Origin of the sequence: Xenophilus sp. (assembly GCF_044462705.1) — a bacterium.
In the GTDB taxonomy this organism is placed as follows: Bacteria; Pseudomonadota; Gammaproteobacteria; order Burkholderiales; family Burkholderiaceae_C; genus Xenophilus; species Xenophilus azovorans.
Map to the genome: position 1 here is coordinate 28473 of NZ_JBIQNC010000002.1, position 17048 is coordinate 45520.

A 17048-nucleotide genomic window follows, 5' to 3' on the forward strand; every position below is an offset into this window, starting at 1 on the left:
CCTGGTCGGCGCCGGGCTGTTCGGCTTCCTGATCAACCCGCCGCTGTCGCTGTACTACATGCAGGGCCTGAACCTGACGCCGCTGCACGGGCACACGGCGCTGTTCGGCGTCTACGGCATGCTGGGCATCGCGCTCGTGCTGTTCTGCGTGCGCGGCCTGCGGCCGCAGGAGGCCTGGAACGAGAGGACCCTGCGCCTGAGCTTCTGGGCGCTGAACATCGGGCTGGCGCTGATGGCCGTGCTCACGCTGCTCCCGCTGGGCACGCTGCAGTTGCTGGCCGCCATCGAGCACGGCTACTGGTATGCGCGCTCGGCGGAGTTCATGCAGAAGCCCATCGTCGACCTGCTGATCTGGATGCGCGTGCCGGGCGACGTCGTCTTCAGCATCGGCGCGCTGGCGCTCGCCTGGTTCGTGCTGAGGCTGTGGGTGCGCCCGCGCTCCCGCCAGCCCCTGGCATCCGGCGCGGGCGCGACAAGCCGCTGAACGGCGAGCGACCGGGCCGCGGATGTTCGAGTTCTATCCCCAGATCAAACTGATCCACATCGGGCTGGCCCTGGCCAGCGGCGCCCTCTTCGCGGCGCGCGGCGCCGGCGTGCTGGCCGGCATGGGCTGGCCCCGCCACGCCGCCGTGCGCATCGCGAGCTACGGCATCGACACCGCCCTGCTCACCGCCGCGCTGATGCTGGTGTCGATGCTCCCCGGCGCCATGTTCGCGAACGGCTGGCTCTACAGCAAGCTGGCGTTCCTCGCGCTGTACATCGTCCTGGGCGTGCTGGCGCTGCGGCGCGCCCGCAGCCGCCGTGCGCGGGCATGGTGCTACCTGGCGGCGCTGCTGGCGTTCGGCATGGTCTACAGCATCGCGCGCGCGCACCATCCGCTCGGCCTGCTGGCGAGGTGGTGGGGCTGAAGGGGCGTCGGCCGCCCTCGCAGTGAGACCGTCGCCGGCGGCGCGTGGCCGCCAAGCGCCGACTCCAACTGGACACACTCACTTCACGAATTAAATGCAAATCATTATCATGCGCTGTTCATTGAAAGAGGGTTTATGACGCGCAGGGCATTTGGCAACGGGCACGGAAAGCGCGCGGGATCGCGCCTGGCGATCGCGATGGAACTGGCGTTCGCCGCCAGCGCGGCGATGTGCGGCGGCGCGGCGCTGGCACAGGCCGCGGATGGCGCCGCGGCGGCGCCCGGCGAGCCCGCGGCAGCCGAGACGCTGCCCTCGGTCACCGTCACCGACCACCGCGGCGCGGTGGACGAAGCGCCGCCCCCTGCCCCGGGCGGCCAGGTGGGTAGCGGCGCGCGCATGGGCATCCTGGGCAACGCCCCGGTCATGGACACGCCCTTCAGCGTGACCAGCTACACCACCGAGGCCATCGAGAACGACCAGGCCCGCTCGGTGGCCGACGTGGTGGCGATGGACCCCTCCGTGCGCATGGCCAGCGCACGCTCCAACATCAACGAGGACATCATCATCCGTGGCTTCCAGGTGCCCAGCGGCGACTTCGCGCTGAACGGGGTGTTCGGCCTGACGCCCTACTGGCGCGCCCCGCTGGAGGCGGTGGAGCGCGTGGAGATCATCAAGGGCCCTTCCGCCGCCCTGTTCGGCATGACGCCGTCCGGCAGCGTCGGCGGCGTGGTCAACCTCGTGCCCAAGCGCGCGGGCAGCGAGCCGGTCACGCGCATCACGGCCAGCATGTCGTCGAAGTCCGTCCTCGGCGGGCATATCGACATCGGCCGGCGCTTCGGGCCGGACGGCGCCTTCGGCGTGCGGGTGAACGCGATGCATCGCGAAGGCGACACGCGGATCAGGGGCCAGTCGACGCGCGAGAGCCTGGGCTCCGTCGGGCTGGACTACCGCGGGCGCGCGCTGCGCGCCTCGCTGGACCTGCTGTGGCAGAAGGAGCGCATCGACAACGTGGTGCGCCAGTTCCAGGCGGGCCCGACGCTCATCGCCATTCCCCGCGCGCCGGACAACACCCTGCCCTACCCCGGCTTCGGCTGGTCCGACGGGCGCCACGGCTCGGCGCTGGCCAAGGTCGAGTACGACATCACCGACCACGTCACCGCCTACGCCGCCTACGGTCGGCGCAAGCTGAACTGGGGCGCGGTGGCGGCCAACCCGGTCATCCTCAACACCGCCGGGGACTATTCGTACTTCGGCGGCTGGCAGCGGATGACGGTGGAAAGCGAGTCGCTGGACGCGGGGCTGCGGGCCGCCTTCTCGACCGGTCCGGTGGGCCACAGCCTCGCGCTCGGCGTCACCCGGCTCGACCTGGAGCAGCAACTGGGCTTCTACACCGGCTTCCCGCCCGGCACGTCCAACCTGTACGCGGGCCTGCTGCCGGCCACCCCCTCGATCGCCGGCATCCACAACCCGCTGCGCCCGATGAACCACAGCAAGCTGAGCAGCGTGGCGCTGGCGGACACCCTGTCGTTCATGAACGACCGGCTGCTGGTGACCCTGGGCCTGCGCCGCCAGAAGGTGGAGGGGCAGAGCTACAACTTCACCACCGGCCTGCCCAGCGGGGCGCGCTACGACGAGAGCGAGACCACGCCCTTCGCCGGCGTCGTGTTCAAGCTGCGACCCGACATCTCGCTCTACGCCAGCTATGTCGAGGGCCTGTCGCAAGGCGAGACCGCGCCCACCAGCGCAGCCATCACCAACCCGGGCGAAGTCCTGCCGCCGTACATCTCCAAGCAGAAGGAGATCGGCGCCAAGTTCGACCTGGACAACCGCATGATGGCGACGGTCAGCCTGTTCGAGCTGACCAAGCCCAGCGCCGGCATCTCCGGCTCGACCTTCGGCGTGTTCGGCGAGCAGCGCAACCGCGGCATCGAGGCCACCCTGGCCGGCGAAGTCACGCGCGGCGTGCGCGTGCTGGGCGGCGTCACCTACATGGACGGCAAGATCACCAAGGCCGCGACCGCGCAGCTCGAGGGCAAGAAGCCGATCGGCGTGCCGGAGTGGCAACTGAACCTGGGCGCCGAGTGGGACACGCCGTTCGTGCCCGGCCTGACGCTGACGGGGCGCGTGATCCACACCGCCAGCACCGCCGTGAACGCGACCAACACGCTGTCGATCCCGGCCTGGAACCGGATCGACGCCGGGGTGCGCTATGCGATGAAGGTCGGCGGCAAGCCCGTCACCCTGCGCCTGAACGTGGAGAACCTGCTGGACAAGAGCTACTGGGGCACCGCGACGGCGGGCTACCTGTTCGTGGGTTCGCCGCGCACCTTCAGCCTGTCGGCCAGCGTCGACCTCTGAGGCGAAGGCGATGTCCACCCGCGCCTGGACCTGGGTCCACAAGTGGAGCAGCCTGGTCTGCACGCTGTTCATGCTGCTGCTGTGCCTGACGGGGCTGCCGCTGATCTTCCACGAGGAGATCGAGCACCTGAGCGGCGTGGTCGAGGCGCCGCCCATGCCCGAGGGCACGCCCAACGTCAGCCTGGACCGGATCGCGCAGGCGGCGCTGGCGCGGCGCCCCGGCGAGGTGATCCGCTACATGTTCTGGGAGCAGGACGAGCACCCCGACATCACCTACGTGTCGATGGCCCGCTCGGTCGATGCGCCGCCGGAGGAGAACAACGCCGTCATCGTCGACTCGCGCACCGCCAGGGTGCTGGACGAGCCGAAGACGAACGAGGGCTTCATGTACGTCATGCTCAAGCTCCACGTGGACATGTTCGCCGGCCTGCCGGGCATGCTGTTCCTGGGCTTCATGGGGCTGCTGATGGTGGTGGCGATCGTGTCGGGCGTGGTGCTCTACCACCCCTTCATGCGGCGGCTGAAGTTCGGCGCGCTGCGCACGCAGCGCAGCGCGCGCATCAAGTGGCTCGACTGGCACAACCTGCTGGGCATCGTCACCGTCGTCTGGCTTTGCGTCGTCGGCCTGACGGGCACCATCAACACGCTCAACCGCATCATCCTGGGCATCTGGCAGATGGACCAGATGGCCGAGATGACGGCGCCGTACAAGGGCCTGCCGCCGGTCACCCGGCCGGCGCACCTGGAGGCGTCCATCCGCGCCGCGCGCGAGGCAGTGCCCGACATGGAGGTGCGGCTGGTGGCCTTCCCGGGCACGATGTTCTCCAGCCCGCACCACTACACCTTCTTCCTGAGGGGCGGCACGCCGGTCACCTCGCGCCTGCTCAAGCCGGCACTGGTCGATGCCGGCACCGGGCGGCTCACCGATTCGCGCGACATGCCGTGGTACGTGAAGACGCTGTTCCTGTCGCAGCCGCTGCACTTCGGCGACTACGGCGGCCTGCCGCTGAAGCTGCTGTGGGCGCTGCTCGACCTGTTCGCCATCGCCGTGCTGGGCAGCGGGCTGTACCTGTGGCTGCGCAAGCCCAAGGGTGCCACGGCGCCGGACCTTGCTTCCGACGACCTGGCCGACGCGGGCCCGGTGCCGGCACACGCGCTGCGCCACGGCGGCGCGAACGAGGTGACGTCGTGAACCGCTCGCCCCGCACGGACCACCCGCAGTCGGCCGGCGAGGTATTCCGCGTGCCCGTGCTGCTGGGCCTGGCCACGGTCGTCGGCCTGGTGTCGGCGCTGCTGGGCGACGGCCCGTGGGATGCGCTGTCCTGGCTGGCCATCCTGGCGCCGATCGCCGCGGTGGCCCTGGCCTGGCGGCGGCGCAGCTGAAGCCGCCCTTCGTCGATCGGGCATATCCCCGGGGCGACGGGCAGCCGCGGGACGCTTCCCGACGCCTCAGCGGCCGCGCGCCTGCGCTTCCGCGAGGTCGAGGAAGGCGGCGATCGGCCGCGAGAACTGCCGCGCGCGCAGGCAGATCACGTGGCTTTGCGTGTAGCTCGGGAAGTCCGAGATGCGCAGCGGATGCAGGTCCGGGTGCTCCCGGATCTCGGCCTCCGACACGATGCCGATGCCCAGCCCCTCGCGCACGGCCTCGCGCACCGCTTCGCGCGGGACGTCCATGACCACCAGCGGGCGCACGCCATGCTCGGCCATCGTCGCCTCGATGGCATCGCGCGTCATCGATCCGGCCTCCCGCATGATCATCGGCTGGCCGTCGAGCTGGCGCAGCTTCACCGATTCGAACTGCGCCCATGGGTGATCGCGGTTCACGAAGATCTGGACCTCGTGCGAGCCGAGGCGCACCGAATAGAGCCGGGGGTCGTCGCCGGGGTTGCCGGTGATCGCGACGTCGGTGACGGCGTCGAGGATCTTGCGCATCACGCCCTGCGAGTTGTCGCTGTCCAGCCGCACCTGGACGAGCGGAAAGGCCTGCCGGAACTGCGACACCAGCTTCATCACGAAGCTGGGGCCCACCGTGCCGACGCGAAGCTGCCCGGCGACCTCGCCGTTGACCGAGCGCAGCAGCTCGACCGCCTGCTCCTCGTGCAGGAAGATCTGCTTGGCGATGGCGAACAGCGCCTCGCCGGTGGTGCTCATCTGCAGGCCCCGCGCCGAGCGCAGGAACAGCTCGACCCCGTAGCGCTCCTCGAGCGCGCGCACCTGCACGGTCAGCGTCGGCTGGCCGACGTGCAGCAGCTTCGCCGCCTTCGTGAAGCTCATCTCCTGCGCCACCGCGTAGAAGGAACGCAGCTGGTTGAAGTTGACGAAGGGCAGGCTGCGTTCGATGTCCCGCTCCACCACTTTCACGACGCCTCCACCGCGGCGCGGGTCCGGGCCAGCAGCGCGCGCATGACGGGCCCGTCCGGGCCGGCCATCTGGCGCAGGATCGAGTAGTGGTCCGCCCCGGGCACGACGAGCATCTGCGCCGCGTCGGCTCCGCCCTCTCCCGCCGACCAGTGCGCCACATAGCGGCGCGCCTGGTCGTGGAACGCGGGCGTCTCCTCGGCGCCGACGGCGGCGAGGAGCCAGCCGGCGCCCGCGGGCCGCGCCAGGGGGCTCAGCCGGCCGGCGAGCGCATCGTCGATGCCCACGTCCGCGCCGATCGAGGTGCGCGCCAGCGGCGCGAGGTCGAACAGGCCGCTCAGCGCCAGGCAGCCGGCGATCCGATCGCGCCAGTCCGGGTCCGAGGCGAGCATCGCCGCCAGATGGCCGCCGGCCGAATGGCCCGCGACGACGGTGCCGCGCCAGGCCGGCAGCAGCGTGCTGCCCGGCCCGTGCAGCCAGCCCATCGCCGCGCGCAGGCTCTGCACGATGTCCGGCATCGGACATTGCGGCGCCAGCGGATAGCCGATCACCGCCACCGAGAAGCCGTGCTGCCGGAGCGCGCCGGCCGCGAAGGCGTAGTCGTCCTTGCGCTGGCTGCGCCAGTAGCCGCCGTGCACGAAGACCAGCAGCGGGCACCCGTCGCGCCCCGGGAAGAGGTCGATGCATTCGCGCGGGTGCGGGCCGTAGGGCTGGTCCAGCCATGCCGGCGGCTGCGCGCGGGCGGCCGTGCTGGCCGCGGCGATCTCGGCATAGACCGCCGTGCGCGACGGGTACCGATCCGAAAACACATACTGCCGCTCGATCGGCGGATCGATCTCCATCGTGTCGTCTCCTTGCTTGTCTTGTCGGCCCCGCAGCTATTCGAAGTGGATGACGCTGCGCAGCGCGCTGCCGTCCTGCATGCGGCGGAAGCCCTCGTCGATGTCGGCCAGGTCGAGCCGGTGCGTGATCAACGGGTCGAGTTCGAGTTTGCCATCCATGTAGAGGTCGACAAAGCGGCCCAGGCCGCTGCGCCCCTTCACGCCGCCGAAGTAACTGCCCTTCAGGGTCCGGCCGTAGCGCACCGCGACCGGCGGCACCGCCATCTCCGCCCCCGCGGGCTCCACGCCGAGCAGCACGCAGGTGCCCCAGCCCACCTGGCACACGTCCAGCGCCTGGCGCATCACGCCGGTGTGGCCGGTGCACTCGAAGGCCACGTCGACGCCGCCCCCGCCGAGCGCGCGGACCTGCTCGGTCACGCGCCCCGGCTCGCGCGAGGCGTCGATGAAGTCGGTCAGCCCGAAGCGCCGCGCCAGAGGCTCCTTCGAGGCATGCAGGTCCACGCCGATGATGCGGCCGGCGCCGGCGATGCGGGCGCCCTGGACGATGTTCACGCCGATCCCGCCGAGTCCGAAGATCACCACCGTGTCGCCCTCGCGCACGTCGTCGAGCGCCGCGCCGACGCCGGTGGTCACGCCGCAGCCGAGCAGGCAGACGCGGTCGAGCGGCGCGTCCTTGCGGATCTTCGCCAGCGCGATCTCGGGCACCACGGTGTAGCGCGAGAAGGTCGAGGTGCCCATGAAGTGGTGCGCCACCTCGCCGCGCCAGCGGAAGCGCGAGGTGCCGTCGGGCATCACGCCGCGGTCGCGCGTGGGCTTGATCGACCAGCAGAGGTTGGTGCGCCGGCTCAGGCACATGCGGCAGGCGCCGCACTCCGGCCCGTAGAGCGGGATCACGTGGTCGCCCACCGCGAGGCCGCGCACCTCGGGGCCGACCTCGACCACGCGGCCCGCGCCCTCGTGGCCGAGGATCGCCGGGTAGACGCAGCTCGCGTTGCTGCCCTCGATCGCGGTCAGGTCGGTGTGGCACAGGCCGCTCGCGGCGATCTCCACCAGCACCTCGCCGGGGCGCGGCGGCGCGACCTCGACCGTGTCGACGACGAAGGGGCTGCCCGGCGCCGTGAGGATGGCGGCTCGGCTCGCGATCACGTGGCCACCGCCTCGGACAGGGCACGCGCACGCGGCACGGGCAGCGCGCCGTCCTCCACCGGCTCGCCCCGCTCGATCAGCTTCATCGCGCGGCGCAGCTCGCGGGCGCAGTCGATGCCGATCGCGCCGCGCAGGCGCGCCGATCCGTCCAGGTAGCAGGCCAGGCGCGGGCCGTCGTCCGGCGTGTCCAGGACGACGCAGCGGTGGCCGTCGTCCGGCCGGCCGGCGATCTGGATGTTGCGGCCGTACTGGTCCGTCCAGAACCAGGGCACCGGCGGGCGCGGCGGCGGCAGGCCCAGGATCGAGGCCGCCGCCGCCTGGGCGCCGTCCTCGGCGTTGCGCCAGGATTCGAGGCGGTGGTCGAGCCCCGCGCCGGCGTCCACGTGCCGGGCCGCGTCGCCGACGGCGTGGATCGCCGGGTCGCTGCTGCGGCCCGCGGCATCGACGACGATGCCGTCGCGCACCGCCAGCCCCGCGGCGGCGGCCAGTTCGTCGTTGGCGCATGCGCCGATGCCGACGACGATCGTGTCGGCATCGACCGAGCGGCCATCCGTGAGGTGGATCCGGCCGGGAGCGATGCGCTCGACCGCCTGGCCGAGCAGCACCTGCACGCCGCGTGCGCGGTGCAACTCGATCTGCTCGAACGCGAAGGCCGCTGGCAGCAGCCGCGCCAGCGGCCGCGGCGCCGCCTCGACCAGCGTCACCTCGGCGCCGAGCGTGCGCGCCGTGGCGGCGAGTTCCAGCCCGATGAACCCCGCGCCGACGATGCCGACGCGCTGCCCCGGCGACAGGCGCGGCGCGAGCCGCAGGGCATCGTCGAGGGTGCGCAGGTACAGCAGTTCGGCGCCCGGCTCGACCGGCCCCGGGAACGCGCGCGGCCGCGCGCCGGTCGCCAGGACGAGGTGGTCGTAGTCCAGCGTGCTGCCGTCGTCCAGCCGCACCCGGCGTGCCCCGCGCTCGATCGCCACGGCGCGCGCCGAACGGCGCAGTTCGACGCCGAGCTCGCTCCAGCCCGCGTCCTGCATCAGCAGCAGCGATGCGGGCTCGGCGCGGCCGAGCAGCACTTCCTTCGACAGCGGCGGCCGCTCGTAGGGCGGCAGCGCCTCGTCGCCCACGAGCGTCACCGGACCGGCATGGCCCAGCCGCCGCAGCGCCTGCGCGGTGCGCCCGCCCGCCTGGCCGGCGCCGACGATGAGCACGCGCCCGTTCACGGCCGCACGGCCTCGCGTTGCCCGCGCCGGCCGTGCAGCACCTGGCCGACGATCTCGCGGTGCACCTGCCAGTAGCTCGTCGACAGGCAGCCCAGGTGCGGCCTCAGCTCGCGGTGCAGGCGGCCGAGCGCATGGAAGGGCACCGACGACGCGACGTGATGCTCCGCGTGGTAGGGCATGTTCCAGTACAGCGTCCTGAACACGGGGTTGGCCAGCGTGGTGCGCGTGTTGGCGAGCAGGTTCGGGCTTTCCTCGGCACCCGTGTGCTCGGCCATGCGGATGGCGCGCAGCACCGGCTCGCCGATGAAGCGCGGGAAGAGCCAGTAGAGCACCGCCGCCCACGAATGCAGCGCGATCGAGGCGGCCGCGACCAGCAGGTACACCAGCACCGCGCCCCGGATCTCCCAGCTCACGCGGCGCACGTCGCTGGCCGGGATGAACGACAGCTCCAGCGCGCTGAAGCGCCCCGTCGTCCCGCGCCAGAGGGTGCCCAGCATCTTCGGCCAGAACGAGGCGCCGAGGATCATCGCGAAGTAGGCGCGCATCGAGTCCGGGAAGGGCACGATGTCCGGGTCCAGCGCGTCGTGCTGGGTGTAGGTGTGGTGGGCCGTGTGGCGGTACTTGAAGTACAGGAAGGGCCGCATGCTGATCAGGCCGGCCAGCATGCCGACGGCGGTGTTCAGCCAGCGCGTGCGGAAGGCCGTGCCGTGCGAGCACTCGTGCAGCGGCGCGAACAGCAGCACGATCACCGTGCCGTGCACGAAGGACGCCAGCAGCCAGGTCCACCAGACGTCCTTCGCCAGGTACACGAGCGTGCCGGTGGCCAGCAGCGCCAGCGCGTGGATCGCCAGGTGCGCGAGGCCCGGGCCGTTGCTGCGCTCCCGCAGCGCCTTGAGCGTCTGGCGGGGAATCTTCTCCGGCCCGGTCAGGGACCATTCCTGTGTCCCCATGCGGCCGAACGTGGTGTCGCTCATCGAATGTCTTCCTCAAAGTGGTGGACTCGTCTGCCCGGGCGCCATGGCCATGCGCGGCGCCTCGCCGGCAGACTGGATCGATGCTAGGAGGCACGCCCGCCGGCGGCCAATTCATTGTGTGAACGTGCCCATTGATCGGCGGCGCCTCGCCGGCCGCCCTGCCCTGTCAGGCCGCCACGGCGCAGCGGGCGATGGCGTCGGGGTCGAAGGCCGCGCGCTCGAACTCGCCCGTGATCCGGCCGCGGCTCATGACCGCGATGCGGTCGCACAGCCCCATCAGCTCGGGCAGCTCGCTGGAGACCACCAGGATCGCCTTGCCTTCGGCCGAGAGCCCGTGCAGCGCCTCCCAGATGTGCTGCTTGCCGCCGACGTCGACGCCGCGCGTCGGCTCCTCGACGATCCAGACGTCGGCGCCGCGTGCCATCCACTTGCCGAGCACCACCTTCTGCTGGTTGCCGCCCGACAGGTTGACCACGCCGCGGTGCGGCGCCGGCGCCTTGATCCGCAACTGCTCGATCAGCGCCCCGCCCCGGCGCTGCTGCCGCTGCCGGGACACCAGGCCCAGGCGCGAGAGCGGCGCCAGCGTGCCGAGCGTGAGGTTGTCGTACACCGACATGCCGAGCACCAGCCCCTCGGCCTTGCGGTCGGCCGGCAGGTAGGCGATGCCGGCCTCGATGGCATCGCCCACGCCGGCGAAGCGCATCGGCCGCCCGCGCACCCGCAGCTCGCCCTCGTCGGGTGCGTGCAGCCCGAACAGCGTGCGGATCACGCTCTCGCGCTCGCAGCCCATCAGACCCGCGATGCCGACGATCTCGCCGGCATGCACGGCCAGGTCGATGCCGCGGTAGCGGCCGCGCAGCCCGAGGCCCACGGCCTCGATGAGCTTCGCGCCGCGCGCGGGCGCCTGGCGCGGCGGGAAGCGCTCGCCGAGCTCGCGCCCGACCATGGCGCGGATCAGCTTCTGCTCGTTCGCCTCGCCGGCGCCGAAGCGCGCGGCGACCCGGCCGTCGCGCAGCACCGTGATGCGGTCGGCGATGCGAAGCACCTCCTCCAGCCGGTGCGAGACGTAGACGATGCCGAGGCCTTCGGCGCGCAGCCGCTCCACCGTCTGCAGCAGCAGCGCGACGTGCTCGTCGGTCAGCGAGGCGGTCGGCTCGTCGAGCACCAGCACCCGCGGCTGGCCGGCCAGCGCCTTGCCGATCTCGACCAGCTGCCGCTCGCTGAGCGACAGCGTCGCGGCGCGCTGCTGCGGCGAGATCCGCGCGCCGAGGCGCTTCAGCAGCTCCGCGCTGCGCCGGTGCATCAGCGCGCCGTCGATGCGGCCGAGCGCGTTGCGCGGCTCCTGGCCGAGGAACAGGTTCTCGGCCACCGTCATGTTCGGGCACAGGGCCAGCTCCTGGTGCACCAGAGCGAGGCCGCTGCGGCGTGCCTGCAGCGGGCCGGCCAGCCGAGTCGGCCGCCCGAGCAGGAAGAGCTCGCCCTCGTCGGGCTGCTGCAGGCCGTTGACGATGGCCAGCAGCGTCGACTTGCCGGCGCCGTTCTCACCCACCAGCGCATGCACCTCGCCGGGCCGCACGTCGAAGCTCACGTCCTGCAGCGCGGCCACGGCGCCGAAGCGCTTGCCGATGCCGCGCACCTCCAGCAGCGGAGTCGCCGCCCCGATGGCCGACATCGTCAGGCGCCCTGGCCCAGGCGGTAGCGGTCGAGCAGCGCGTGCTGCCGGTCCATCGCGCCCTGCAGGTCCTGGAACACCGCCTGCCACAGCGCGAAGAACTCGGCGTAGCGCTGGTGCATCGCGGCGTCGGGCTCGATGGTCTGCTTGATGGTCGCGATCTGCGGCACCGGCTCGCAGGGGTCACGGTAGATGCCCGCGCCCACGCCGGCGAGGATCGCGTCGCCCAGCGGCGCCGCCTCGTTGACGTCGGGGATGTCCAGCGGCAGGTTCACCACGTTGGCGGTGATCTGGTTCCAGAAGCGGCTCTTGGTCGGGCCGCCGTTGAGGATCAGCCGGTCGAGCTTCACGCCCGCCGACTGGGCGATGCGGACGTTCGAATAGAGGTCGAAGGCCACGCCCTCGACCAGCGCGCGGATGAAGTGCGCCCGCGTGGTGCCGGCGCGCACGCCGAAGAAGGTGCCGCAGGCGTTCGAGTTCCAGTTGGGCGCCAGTGAATTGCCGAGGTACGGCAGGTACAGCAGGCCGTCGGCGTTGGGCGCGACCCGCTCCGCCTCGGCGGTGAACAGGTCGAACACGTTCTGGCCGACGCGTTCGGCCACCTGCCACTCGACCGAGCCGAAGTTGTCGCGGAACCACTTCAGCGAGGCGCCGGTGAAGGCCATCGGCGCGTCGAACATCGTGAGGCCGGGCAGCACGTGCGGCCACTTCAGGATGCGGAACTCGTCCACGTCCTGCTCGGTCGGGATCATGATCCCGAGGTTGGAGCCGGTGCCCATCGAGTAGTAGGCCTGCCCCGCCTGGGTGACGCCGGCGCCCAGCGCCGCCGAGCTGATGTCGGTGCCGCCGGCGACCACCGGGATGCCGACCGGCAGCCCCGTCTCCTCCGAGGCCAGGCGCGTGATCTCGCCGACCACCTCGTGCGACTGGTAGATGCGCGGGTACTTGTCGATGGGCACGCCGATGGCGTCGGCCACGGTCTCGTTCCAGCGGTACTTCTTGTACTCGTAGGGATAGAACAGGCCGGCGTCGCCGGTGTTGATCGAGAAGGTCCCCGTCATGCGGAAGGTGCAGTACCCCGCGGGCGAGAGGAACTTGTGCGTCGCGTTGAAGACGTGCGGCTGGTGGTTCTTGATCCACAGCGCCTTCGGCTCGATGAACCAGGGCGCGACGCGGTTGCCGTTGATGCGGTTGATCGTGTCTTCCCCCACGCGCTCGCGGATCTCGGTGCACTCGCGCTCGGAGCGCGCGTCCATCCAGATCATCGCGTCGCGCAGCGGCCGGCCCGCCTGGTCCACCGGCAGCGTCACGCCCACCAGGCCGGAGATCGCCACGCCGCCGATCGCATCGGCGAACTGGCCCTTGTCCAGGCACTGGCGGATCGACGCGACCACCGCCTTCCAGTAGTTGTTCGGGTCCTGCTCGGCCCAGCCCGGCTGCGGGTGGAAGAGCGGGTGCTCGCGCGAGCCGGTGGCGACCACCTTGTTCGTCTGCGTGTCCAGCACCACCGCCTTCACGTTGGTGGTGCCGATGTCGATGCCGAGCATCAGGGTGCGGGCCATGTCTTCGTCTCCTTGGATGGGGGTTTTCTCTTCATGCGCCGCGGCGCTGCATCGCCGAGGCCGCCGCGACGGCGGCGATCAGCACGACGCCGATGATCAGGTCCTGGTACCACGCGCTCACGTCGTGCAGCGTCAGCAGGTTCAGGCCGGCCGCGAAGACGAACGCGGCGCACAGCGTCCGCCAGGGCGACCCGTGCCCGCCCATCAGGCTGGTGCCGCCGAGCACCGCGATGGCGATCGCGCTGAGCTCGTAGCCGGTGGCCATGGGCGCATCGACCGAGTTGGCGCGCGAGGTCAGGATCAGCCCGGCCAGCGCGGCGCACAGCCCGCTCGCGACGTAGACGGCCACCAGCCACCGGCCCACGCGCACGCCCGCGAAGCGCGCCGTCTTCTCGTCGCCGCCGATGGCGTAGATCCGCTTGCCGGCAAGATGGGCATGCAGCAGCCAGGCGAACACGGCAAACACCGCGAGCAGCACGAGCGCCGCCACCGGCACCGGTCCGACCCGGGCCTCGCCGAGCCAGCGGTAGGCGTCGCTGCGCAGGTAGTACGGGCGGCCGTTGGAGAGCACGTAGCTCAGGCCGCGCAGCGCGCTGAGCGTCACCAGCGTCATGATGAACGGCGCGACGCGCCCGCAGGCCACACCCAGCCCGTTGAACAGCCCCACCAGCGCGCCGACGGCCAGCGTCAGCGCCGCCACCGGCGCCACGGGGCCGACGTAGGTGTTGCCGCGGCCCATCATGCGCACGTCGAGCATGCCGCCGGCCACGACCATGATCTCCACCGCGGCGATCACGCTGAAGACCATCGTCGCGCCGACCGACAGGTCGATGCGGCCCGTCAGCATGACGAGGTTCATGCCCAGCGCGAGCAGGCCGAACACCGCCACCTGCCGCAGCAGGTTCGCCATGTTGTCGGCGCTCAGGAAGTACGGCGAGCTGAGCGCGCCGGCAGCCAGCAGGGCGACGAGCAGCCACAGCATCGGCTGGCGCAGCACCGCGGCGGCCGCGGAGCCCGCATGCGCGTCGCTGCCGGGTTCGGGCCGGGTCAACGGCAGTGCGCTCATGCTTCCCGCTCCTTGCGCTGCAGGCTGTCGGGCAGCACCACGAGCAGGATCACGGCGGCAGTGACGATCTGCTGGACGTAGCTGCTCACGCCGGCGATGTTCAGCGCGTTGTTCACCACGCCGATGATCAGCGCCGCGAGCAGGGTCCCCTCGATGGTGCCGCGCCCGCCGGCGAGCGACACGCCGCCGAGCGTCGCCACCGCGATCACGCTGAGTTCGATGCCGGTGAAGCCGGCCGGCCCGATGTAGGCCAGGCGCGCCGTCTCCAGCAGCCCGGCCAGCGCGGCCGCCAGGCCGCTGGCGACGAACACCAGCAACCGCACGCGGTCGACACGGATGCCCGACAGCCCCGCCGCCGTGGCGTTGCCGCCGACCGCGTACAGCGCGCGGCCGAACCGCGCGTGACGGGTCAGCACGATCGCCGCCGCGGCGGCGATCGAGAACACCCACACCGGCACCGGGATGCCCAGCACCGCGCCCCGGCCGAACCACAGGTAGCCCGCGCTGCCCTCCGGGTAGATCGCCTGCCCGCCGGACAGGATGTTGGCCAGCGCGCGCAGCACGCCGAGCATGCCCAGGGTGACGATCAGCGAAGGCACGCGCAGCCGGGTCACGAGCAGCCCGTTGACCAGGCCGCACGCCACGCCGGTCGCCAGCACGCCGGCGACGACCAGCGCCACCGAGCCGCTCGGCAGCAGCATGCCGCCGACCACGCCCGAGATCACCGCGACGCCGCCGATCGACAGGTCCAGCTCGCCGGCCAGCAGGACCAGCGCCATGCCGAGCGCCATCACGCCCACCGTCGAGACGGCGAGCAGCACGGTGCGGGCGTTCTCGGCCGTCGCGAACGCCGGCTGGAACACCGAGGCGGCCGCGACGAGCAGGACCAGCAGCGCGACGCGGCCCGCGACAGCGTCGAGGCTCAGGCGCTGCCGGGGCGATGCACCGGCCTGCGCCGCGGCGGCGGGCAGGCGGTCGGCCGCTACGGTGGTTTCCATCCTGGCTTCTTCCGGTGTGGCTGGGTGGAACACGGACCCGCTTACTGTCCGGCCGCGGGCTTGTCCGGGCCGAAGGCGTAGGGCCACTCGTCCGGCGTCAGCGTCTGCACGCCCTCGATCGTCATCTTCGTCTTCGTGATCATCGGCAGGTTGGGCGTGAGGATCAGCTTCGGCGGCGCCTCCTTCAGCAGGCCGGCCTTGAAGCCGATGTGGCGGATGACCGCGCGCACGCCGAGGTCGCCGATCAGCGGCGTGTAGGGGGCCACCATGTCGATGTTGCCGGCCTTGACCTCGCGCATGATCTCCTTGGAATCGTCGTCCGCGACGATCACGATCTTCTTGCCGCCGGGCGCGCTGTTCAGGCGCTTGGCCTCGCGGATGGCGTCGAGCGCGCCCATCGCCTCCTCGCCGCCCGCCGTGTAGACCGCGCTGACCTCCTTGAAGGCCTGCATCGCGTCGGCCGTGGTCTTGAAGGTCAGCGTGCGGTCGCTGTTGACGTGGTAGGAGCCCAGGATCTTGTAGCCGGGGCTGCCGCCGATCACCTGCAGGAAGCCGCCGGCGCGGATCGAGTCGGCGGTGCTGCCCAGGTCCTTGCGCGTCAGCACCAGGTTGCCCTGTCCCTTCAGCACCTCGTTCAGGTACATGCCCTGCTGCACGCCGTTGGCGTAGAAGTTGCCCGTGACCTCGGAGCTGACCTTGTCGGAGGAGGTGCGGCGGTCGACGCTCACCACCGGGATGCCGGCCGCGATCGCGCGGTCCACCGGCGGCCCCATCGGCGCCTCGCGCTGCGGCCACAGGACGATGCCGTCGTACTTCTTGGTGACCCAGGTGTCGATGACCTGCGCCATCTTGTTGTCGTCGTACTGGGCGTCGATGACGTCGATCTGCACGTTGGGGTGGCGCGCGGCCTCCCACGCGGCGGTGTCGGCGAGGCTGACCAGCCACGAGTGGTTGAAGCCGTGGAAGACGAAGCCGATGCGGTAGGTCTTCTTCGGATCGAGCACCGGGCCGTCCGGCAGCGGCAGGTAGTCGGTGAACGGCGCCTTGATCGGCAGCTTGCTGTAGGGCCCGACGAAGGAGGCGCCCATGCCGGGCTTCCACACGAAGCCGTCGGCAAGCTTGCCCACCGGGTAGGCCTCGAGCTCCTGCGCGAAGCCGTCCTTGGCGAAGATGGCCTTGACGGCGGGATTGGTCATCGACTTCTCGTCGACCTTCGCGTACTTGGCGATCACCGTGTTGAGCTGCTCGTGCACGGAAGTCTGCGCGGCTGCGCCGGCCGCCACGCCGGCCAGGGCGGCGGCGGACAACGCTTGGACGAGGCTGGCCATGCGCACCATGGGCTTGAGGTTCATTCTTGTCTCCGGTTGATGGGCTTGCATTCACGCCGCCGCGAAGATGCGGCGGCGCACGCTCGGGAAAGGCCGGGCCGCGCCCGGCCGCAGGCTGGGGCCTGTTAACGCTATGCGTCGAGCGCGATCAGCACCTGTCCGTCCTCGATGCGCAACGGATAGGTCTTCAGGTCCTCCGTCACGGGCGGCGACATGGCGCGGCCGGTGGGGATGTGGAACAGGCCCTGGTGCAGCGGGCACTCGACCGTGTCGCCGTCGACGTAGCCGTCCGACAGGTGGGCGTGGGCGTGCGTGCAGATGTCGGCCGTCGCGTACAGCCGGCCGTCGAGGTTGAAGAGCGCGATGCACCGGTCCTCCACCTCGCAGCGACGCACGTCAGATGGCTCCACGTCACCTGTGCGCGCGATCGCGATCCAGCGTTGGGTCTCCGGCTTCGACATGTGTCTCCATGCATTGATTGATGCGATGGACCGATCGTAGGAAGCCGCATCGGCGGGGTCGATTTCATTGTTTCAATGCCCGCATTGACACGGCCGCGAAAGATCGAGGGTTTCTACCCATGCTGGTGCCCGGCCGCCCGCTGCCGTGGGGCAGCCATATACTC

At 71.3% G+C, this 17048-nt stretch carries 16 protein-coding genes; 5 read left to right on the forward strand and 11 right to left on the reverse strand.

Going from position 1 to position 17048, the window contains the following annotated elements; all coding sequences use genetic code 11:
* From ACIY1X_RS00790 to ACIY1X_RS00810, 5 genes are all read left to right on the forward strand, one after another.
* The coding region (locus tag ACIY1X_RS00790) for a cbb3-type cytochrome c oxidase subunit I (protein ID WP_399677274.1) at positions 1 to 484 on the forward strand (484 nt) is incomplete at its 5' end.
* A 22-nt stretch (positions 485 to 506) separates the two neighbouring features.
* Positions 507 to 908, forward strand: a complete 402-nt coding sequence (locus ACIY1X_RS00795; RefSeq protein WP_399677276.1) for a SirB2 family protein — start codon at positions 507 to 509, stop codon at positions 906 to 908.
* 198 nt (positions 909 to 1106) lie between these two features.
* Entirely contained in the window at positions 1107 to 3266 is a 2160-nt protein-coding gene (locus ACIY1X_RS00800) for a TonB-dependent receptor (protein WP_399677277.1), read from the forward strand.
* Positions 3267 to 3276: 10 nt separating this feature from the next.
* On the forward strand, positions 3277 to 4458 hold the full coding sequence (locus tag ACIY1X_RS00805; protein ID WP_399677279.1) for a PepSY-associated TM helix domain-containing protein: 1182 nt from the start codon (positions 3277 to 3279) through the stop codon (positions 4456 to 4458).
* Positions 4455 to 4649 (forward strand): hypothetical protein, encoded by a 195-nt coding sequence (locus ACIY1X_RS00810; RefSeq protein WP_399677281.1) that lies wholly within the window; start codon positions 4455 to 4457, stop codon positions 4647 to 4649. The genes ACIY1X_RS00805 and ACIY1X_RS00810 overlap by 4 nt, the downstream gene beginning before the upstream one ends.
* Positions 4650 to 4715: 66 nt before the next feature.
* On the opposite strand, the gene ACIY1X_RS00815 is transcribed toward ACIY1X_RS00810, so the two are convergent.
* The 11 genes from ACIY1X_RS00815 to ACIY1X_RS00865 form a co-directional block, all read right to left on the reverse strand.
* On the reverse strand, positions 4716 to 5627 hold the full coding sequence (locus ACIY1X_RS00815; RefSeq protein ID WP_157008403.1) for a LysR substrate-binding domain-containing protein: 912 nt from the start codon (positions 5625 to 5627) through the stop codon (positions 4716 to 4718).
* Entirely contained in the window at positions 5624 to 6466 is an 843-nt protein-coding gene (locus ACIY1X_RS00820; protein WP_399677283.1) for an alpha/beta hydrolase, read from the reverse strand. The genes ACIY1X_RS00815 and ACIY1X_RS00820 overlap by 4 nt, the downstream gene beginning before the upstream one ends.
* 36 nt (positions 6467 to 6502) lie before the next feature.
* Positions 6503 to 7609 carry an alcohol dehydrogenase catalytic domain-containing protein gene (locus tag ACIY1X_RS00825; RefSeq protein WP_399677385.1) on the reverse strand — a complete coding sequence of 369 codons (1107 nt, stop codon included), beginning with the start codon at positions 7607 to 7609 and terminating at the stop codon, positions 6503 to 6505.
* Positions 7609 to 8823, reverse strand: coding sequence for an NAD(P)/FAD-dependent oxidoreductase (locus tag ACIY1X_RS00830; protein WP_399677284.1), 1215 nt, complete (start codon positions 8821 to 8823; stop codon positions 7609 to 7611). Before ACIY1X_RS00830 ends, ACIY1X_RS00825 begins: the two co-directional genes overlap by 1 nt.
* On the reverse strand, positions 8820 to 9797 hold the full coding sequence (locus ACIY1X_RS00835; RefSeq protein WP_399677286.1) for a fatty acid desaturase: 978 nt from the start codon (positions 9795 to 9797) through the stop codon (positions 8820 to 8822). Before ACIY1X_RS00835 ends, ACIY1X_RS00830 begins: the two co-directional genes overlap by 4 nt.
* A gap of 166 nt (positions 9798 to 9963) precedes the next feature.
* Complete coding sequence (locus ACIY1X_RS00840; RefSeq protein WP_399677287.1) at positions 9964 to 11469, reverse strand: sugar ABC transporter ATP-binding protein; 1506 nt, start codon at positions 11467 to 11469, stop codon at positions 9964 to 9966.
* Positions 11470 to 11471: 2 nt separating this feature from the next.
* Positions 11472 to 13031, reverse strand: a complete 1560-nt coding sequence (locus tag ACIY1X_RS00845; protein ID WP_038216710.1) for an FGGY-family carbohydrate kinase — start codon at positions 13029 to 13031, stop codon at positions 11472 to 11474.
* A gap of 31 nt (positions 13032 to 13062) precedes the next feature.
* Positions 13063 to 14097: an ABC transporter permease gene (locus ACIY1X_RS00850; RefSeq protein WP_399677290.1), complete on the reverse strand. Its 1035-nt coding sequence runs from the start codon at positions 14095 to 14097 to the stop codon at positions 13063 to 13065.
* Positions 14094 to 15095, reverse strand: coding sequence for an ABC transporter permease (locus ACIY1X_RS00855; protein WP_399677292.1), 1002 nt, complete (start codon positions 15093 to 15095; stop codon positions 14094 to 14096). The genes ACIY1X_RS00850 and ACIY1X_RS00855 overlap by 4 nt, the downstream gene beginning before the upstream one ends.
* Positions 15096 to 15136: 41 nt before the next feature.
* Positions 15137 to 16447 (reverse strand): sugar ABC transporter substrate-binding protein, encoded by a 1311-nt coding sequence (locus ACIY1X_RS00860; protein ID WP_399677293.1) that lies wholly within the window; start codon positions 16445 to 16447, stop codon positions 15137 to 15139.
* 107 nt (positions 16448 to 16554) lie between these two features.
* The gene (locus tag ACIY1X_RS00865) at positions 16555 to 16884 is read right to left on the reverse strand and encodes a non-heme iron oxygenase ferredoxin subunit (RefSeq protein ID WP_038216713.1); all 330 of its coding nucleotides are present in this window, start codon (positions 16882 to 16884) and stop codon (positions 16555 to 16557) included.
* Positions 16885 to 17048 lie beyond the last annotated feature (164 nt).